Consider the following 5405-nt stretch of genomic DNA (forward strand, 5'->3'; position numbering starts at 1 on the left):
GAGGTCGCGGCGGCCGCGCCCGAGATCTGCGGGACGTAGCTCGCCGCGAGCGCCACATTGCCGCGATGCAGCGCCGCAGCCGCCTGTGCGAGCTTCGCGGAGCTCGCCGGCCTGGCCTGCGGATCCTTGTCGAGGCAGGCGAGCACGAGCCGCTGCACGGGCTCGGGGATCTCGGCCGGCAGGGGCGGGGGCGCGTCGTTGATCTGCGCCATCGCGATCGCGACCTGCGACTCGCCCGTGAAGGGGCGCTTGCCGGCGAGGCACTCGTAGGCCACGATGCCGAGCGAGTAGATGTCGGTTGCCGGCGTCGCCGTGTGACCGCTCGCCTGCTCGGGCGCGAGGTACTGCACCGTGCCCATCACCTGGCCGGTGGCCGTGAGCGGTACCTGGTCGGCGATGCGGGCGATGCCGAAGTCGGTGATCTTCACGCGGCCCTCGGGCGTGATCAGGAGGTTCCCGGGCTTGATGTCGCGGTGCACCAGGCCGGCGTCGTGCGCGGCCTGCAGCGCGGTCGCCGTCTGCGCGACGATGCCGAGCACGCGGTCCGCGGGCAGGCGGCCCTCGCGCTCGATGATCGCCGAGAGCGGCTCGCCGGGCACCAGCTCCATCACGATGTAGGCCGAGCCCTGCTCCTCGCCGTAGTCGAAGACGTTGGCGATGCCCTCGTGGTTCACGAGGGCGGCGTGCCGGGCCTCGGCGCGGAAGCGCTCGAGGAAGCCGGGATCCCCCATGTACTCGTCCTTGAGGATCTTGATGGCGACCGAACGACCGATGATGCTGTCGTTGGCCTTCCAGACCTCGCCCATGCCGCCGACCGCGATCCTCGAGCTGAGCTCGTAGCGTCCGCCGAAAGTCACACCTGCAACCGGTCTCATCGCTTCAACACCGCTTCCATCACTTGCTTACCAACTTCTGTGGGGAGGTCGTACGAGCTCCCGGCATTCCCGTGCGCTTCGCCGCCGCCGTCCGCGATCACGACCGCGATCGCGATCTCCGGATCCTCGACGGGCGCGAATCCCGTGAACCAGAGCGTGTAGGGCCGTTCCGTCCCGTCCTCGTCGAAACCGTTCTCGGCCGTGCCCGTCTTGCCGGCGACCCGGACGCCGTCGATCGCGGCGAGACGGCCCGTGCCGTCCGCATCCTCGACGACGTGCTCCATCATCATCGCGAGCGTGTCCGCGGTCTCGGGCGAGATCGGCGTGCTGAACTCCTCGGGCTCGAACTCCTGCTCGATCCGCAGATCGGGCGAGATCACCTGGTTCACGAGCTGCGGCTTCATCACGACGCCCTCGTTCGCGATGCCCGCCGATACCATCGCCATCTGCAACGGGGTCGCCCGGACGTCGAGCTGGCCGATCGAGGCGATCGCGACCTGCGCATCGTCGAGGAGCGGCGGCGACGTGCTCGGCGTGACCGTGAGCGGGACGGAGAGCTCCTGGTCGAAGCCGAACGCGTGCGCCATGGCCGGAACCGCATCGCGATCCATCTCCATCGCCATCTCGGCGATCGGGATGTTGCACGAGTAGACCATCGCCTGCTGCAGGGTGACCTTCGATCCCGAGCCGCACGCGGTGCGGGACCAGTTCTTCATCTCGGCCGTCGACTGCGGCAGCTGCAGCGTGGCCGGATTGTCGAAGGTGCTCTTCGGCGTGAAGTCGCCGCTCTCGATCGCGGCGGCCGCGGTGATCAGCTTGTAGGTCGAACCCGGGTGGTAGAGGTCCCCGGCGATCGCCCGGTTGACGAGCGGCCGCGTCTCGTCGGCGTCGAGCTTGCGGTAGTTCGAGATGATCTCGGCGTCGTCGTTCGACGAGAGCTTGTTCGGGTCGAAGCCCGGCGTCGAGACCATCGCGAGGATCTTGCCCGTGCTCGGGTCGAGGGCGACGACGGCGCCGTCGTAGCCCTTCATCGCCTTCGCGGCGGCGGTCTGCGCGGCCGCGCTGATCGTCGTCTCGACCGAGCTGCCCTGGGGGTCGGAGTTGGTGAGCGTGCGCATGATCCGGGTGAGGAACTGCGAGCCGCTGGTGCCCGAGAGCTCCTCGTTCATCGCGTCCTCGAGGCCCGTCATGCCCTGCTGGCGCGAGTAGTAGCCGGTGACCGGGGCGTAGAGCCTGCCCGGATCGTACTGCCGCTCGAAGCGGAAGGAGTCGTTGGTCGGGGTCGAGAAGGCGATGGGCTCGCCTTCGACCAGGATCGAACCGCGCTCCACCTTGTAGCTGTTCTTGAGCGTGCGAGTGTTGTACTCGTTCGCGCGCAGCTCGTCGGCGTTCACGAACTGGATCATGGTGACCGCGAAGAAGAGCGCGAGGAACATGAGGAACACGACCCGCGTCAGGGCTTTGAGCTGGCGGGTCATGCGCGGATCACCAGCTTCGGTCGGTTGCGCACCGAGTTCGAGAGGCGCAGCAGCAGCGCGACGATGATCCAGTTCGAGACGAGGGAGGAGCCGCCCGCCGCGAGGAACGGCGTGGTCAGGCCGGTCAGGGGGATGACGCGGGTGACGCCGCCGACGACGATGAAGACCTGCAGCGCGATCGCGAAGCCGAGGCCGGCCGCGAGCAGCTTGCCGAAGTCGTCCTGCCCGGCGAAGCCGATGCGGAGCGCGCGGCCCACGAGCACGAGGTAGGCGGCCAGGATGACGAACAGCCCGATCAGCCCGAGCTCCTCGCCGAGGCTCGGGATGATGTAGTCGCTCCGCGCCTCCGGGGTGTCGCCCGGGAAGCCCTGCCCCAGCCCCGTGCCGGTCATGCCGCCGTTCGCCATGCCGAAGAGCCCCTGCAGCAGCTGGAAGCTGCCGCCGCGCGGGTCGGCGAACGGGTCGAGCCAGTTCACGAAGCGCACGTTCACGTACGAGAGCGTCTGGCTCGCGACGATGCCGCCGGCGAGGAACAGGCCGAGACCGAGGACCACCCAGCCGACGCGTCCCGTCGCCAGGTAAAGCATTGAGAGGAAGAGGCCGAAGTAGAGGAGCGACGTGCCGAGATCGCGCTGGAAGACGAGCACGCCCATCGCGATCAGCCAGAAGGTGATGAGCGGCCCGAGGTCGCGGCCGCGCGGGAACCGGATGCCGAGGAACTTCTTGCCCACCATCGACAGCGCGTCGCGGTTGCGCACGAGATAGCCGGCGAAGAAGATCGCCAGCAGGATCTTGGCGATCTCACCGGGCTGGAACGAGAACTCGCCGAACCGCACCCACACCCGCGCGCCCTGGATCGGTGCGAAGAACATGGGCAGCAGGAGCAGGATCAGCGCGCTGAGGCCGAGCAGGTAGGTGTAGCGAAAGAGCACCAGATGGTTGCGCAGCACGGCGATCACCACGATCGCGGCGACCAGGGCGATGGTCGACCACACGAGCTGCCGCACGGAGGTCGACCCCCACCCGATCGCGCCCGCATCGAGGTCGATGCGGTAGATCATCGCCACGCCGATCGAGTTGAGCATCGTCGCGATCGGCATGATGAGCGGATCCGCGTCGGGCGCGCGGAAGCGCACCGCGATGTGCAGCCCGATCACGGCGACGGCGAACAGCGCGCCCGCGGGGAGCAGCGCAGTGGTCGGGCTGCCGACGACGGTGAGGTCGATGATCACGACGGCGGCCGCGCCGATCGCGAGGGCGAAGAGGAGCAGGGAGAGCTCCAGGCCGCGGAGCAGGCGCGGGGCGCGGATCGCGGTGATCCGCTGCAGGACCGTCTCGCTCGTACGGGTGCGGTCGAAGCTGCGCGGCTCGGTCGGGTTCGCGGTCATTCGTGCACCCCCAGCCGGGTCACGATGTCGCGGGCCTCCTCGAGGGAGCCTGCGCTGAGCGTGCGCTGGACCTGCCGCTGCTCGTTGCCGTCGAGGGCGGAGAGCGGGATCTCGGTGTCCTCGGCGATGGAGCTCAGCGAGATCGAACCGATGTTCTGCTGCACGCCTCGGAAGATGATCACGGTCTCGCCGTCGGTGCCGACGAAGTAGCGCGTCTGGGTCCACTGGTAGCCGAGCGTCAGCGCGCCCGCGATGGCGGCGATGATCGCGAGGAGAGCGAGGGCGCCGAGGATCCGGCGGCGACGGTTGCGCCGTTTCGTCTCGGCGATCAGCTCCTTCAGATACTCGTCGACGCGCGGCTCGAAGTGGCTCTCGGCCACGGGCTGCGCGCGGCGGCTGATCCGGCGGCGGCTGAGCAGGCGGGTGCGGGCGGTGCTCACGGGCTCGCCGCCCGGAACCTCGTTGGCGGCGGACCCGGCGAAGCGGGGGCCGGCCGGCTCGTCGGCCTGATCCGGTTCCGCCAGCGTCTCGACCAGGACCACGGTGACGTTGTCCGGGGCGCCATGGGCGAGGCTCTTGTCGATGAGCGAGTCGACTGCGCCCTGCAGAGAGGTGCGGCGTCGGAGGATCCGCTCTATGTCCTCGTCCTCGACGTAGCCGCAGAGGCCGTCGGAGCAGAGCAGCCAGACGTCGCCGGGCCGTGTCTCGAGGACGGCGGTATCGATCTCGGGCTGCGACTCGACGTCGCCGAGCACGCGCATCAGCACTGAGCGGCGGGGGTGCGTCTTCGCCTCCTCCTCGGTGATGCGCCCGCTGTCGACCAGGCGCTGCACGAAGGTGTGGTCCTTCGTGATCTGCGTGAAGGCGCCGTCGCGCAGCAGGTAGAGGCGGGAGTCGCCGATGTGGGCGAGGGCGAGCCGATCCTCGACCGTGATGAAACCGGAGAACGTGGTGCCCATGCCCGCGAGCTCCGGCCGATCGCCGACGGTGGAGCGCAGCATCCGGTTGGTCTGCAGCAGCTGCTTGCGCAGCAGCTCGGCCGCGGACTTCGGATCCTCGAGCGCCGGGTTCGCGGGGCCGCCGGCCGGATCCTCCGAAGCGCGAGGCTCCCCGGGTCCGGTGTCGTGCGGTGGCGCCAGGGGGGCATCCACCCGCGCCATCGCCTGCGCGGTCAGAGCGGAGGCGACGTCGCCTCCGGCATGGCCGCCCATGCCGTCTGCGACGAGGAACAACCGGTACCCGGCGTAGCCGGAATCCTGATTGTTCGACCGCACCATCCCGACATGGGAGCCGATGGCGCTCGCGTACCCGCTCATCCCCTTACGGCCTCAGCTCGAAGGTCGTCGTGCCGATGGTGATGGGGGTGTTGGCGGGGGCGATGACGGTGCCGGTGACCCGGGCGCCGTTCATCTTGGTGCCGTTCGTGGAATCGAGGTCGGTGAGGAGCCAGTGGTCGCCGTTGCGGCTGAGCCTGGCGTGGTAGGTGGACGTGTACTCGTCGACGATCACGAGGCTCGAGCCGCTGCTGCGGCCGATCGTCAGCGTGTCCTCGTCGAGCGGGACCGAGGTGCCGGCGGCGACGCCGGAGGTGATCACGAGCCGACGGGCGGGGCCGTCGGCGCCCGCACCGCTCGCGACGCCTGCGGGGAGTGCGCCGCCCGCGG

5 protein-coding genes are annotated in these 5405 nt (G+C 69.5%); all 5 read right to left on the reverse strand.

Annotated elements, in window-relative coordinates:
• The coding region (locus ACFPZL_RS09470; RefSeq protein ID WP_382335215.1) for a serine/threonine-protein kinase at positions 1-875 on the reverse strand (875 nt) is incomplete at its 3' end.
• Positions 872-2353 carry a peptidoglycan D,D-transpeptidase FtsI family protein gene (locus ACFPZL_RS09475; protein WP_218114695.1) on the reverse strand — a complete coding sequence of 494 codons (1482 nt, stop codon included), beginning with the start codon at positions 2351-2353 and terminating at the stop codon, positions 872-874. The genes ACFPZL_RS09470 and ACFPZL_RS09475, both read right to left, overlap by 4 nt.
• On the reverse strand, positions 2350-3741 hold the full coding sequence (locus ACFPZL_RS09480; RefSeq protein ID WP_218114696.1) for an FtsW/RodA/SpoVE family cell cycle protein: 1392 nt from the start codon (positions 3739-3741) through the stop codon (positions 2350-2352). The genes ACFPZL_RS09475 and ACFPZL_RS09480 overlap by 4 nt, the downstream gene beginning before the upstream one ends.
• Positions 3738-5057 (reverse strand): PP2C family protein-serine/threonine phosphatase, encoded by a 1320-nt coding sequence (locus tag ACFPZL_RS09485; protein ID WP_218114697.1) that lies wholly within the window; start codon positions 5055-5057, stop codon positions 3738-3740. Before ACFPZL_RS09485 ends, ACFPZL_RS09480 begins: the two co-directional genes overlap by 4 nt.
• Before the next feature lie 4 nt (positions 5058-5061).
• On the reverse strand, positions 5062-5405 hold a 344-nt coding region (locus ACFPZL_RS09490), incomplete at its 5' end, for an FHA domain-containing protein (protein WP_382335217.1).

Source organism: Leucobacter soli (assembly GCF_042659205.1).
Taxonomy (GTDB): Bacteria; Actinomycetota; Actinomycetes; order Actinomycetales; family Microbacteriaceae; genus Leucobacter; species Leucobacter soli.